This window comes from Hymenobacter terrestris (genome assembly GCF_013377905.1).
Classification (GTDB): Bacteria; Bacteroidota; Bacteroidia; order Cytophagales; family Hymenobacteraceae; genus Hymenobacter; species Hymenobacter terrestris.
On the sequence record NZ_JABKAV010000164.1, the window covers coordinates 1 to 481 of the forward strand.

The following is a 481-nucleotide window of genomic DNA, read 5'->3' on the forward strand; positions in this document are numbered from 1 at the left end:
ACTACCCAGAAGCAAATGCCGAGCAGGACTTTGCTTTGCTGCCGACGCTTACCGCCCTGGGCATTGCGCCCCTGCCGGAAATCTTTATCAATTGGGCCCGATTCGAGGAAGTGGACGCCTTTCAGACAGCCGACGTGGCTCGCTATTTTGATGACCTCTGGTACCCGGTCGCCGATGACATTGATTTGTTCGATGCCAGTATCAACTGGCTCGTCTCCATTCGGCATGACGGAGCTGTGAGCTTTCTCCGCTAAACCCTCATTCCCACGGAGGAATGGGGTACGCTCGAAGGGGCGCAGCCTGATATCGGTTCCTTGTTCGACGATGTGGCAGAACTGAAACGTGTGGCTCAGGACCGCATCCCCTTCTCTTCGGTTGACTTGGACCGCTTGGCTGCGGTGTTAAGAGCAGTAAGTCAACTGATAAACCCAGTTTAACTCTCCTATTTTTGAACGGAGCGCGTTCAATCCACCACCGTTTG

Annotated in this window: 1 protein-coding gene; it reads left to right on the forward strand. The window is 54.3% G+C overall.

Annotated elements, in window-relative coordinates:
- The coding region (locus HW556_RS18445; protein ID WP_218136975.1) for a hypothetical protein at positions 1 to 254 on the forward strand (254 nt) is incomplete at its 5' end.
- Between the last annotated feature and the right edge of the window lie 227 nt (positions 255 to 481).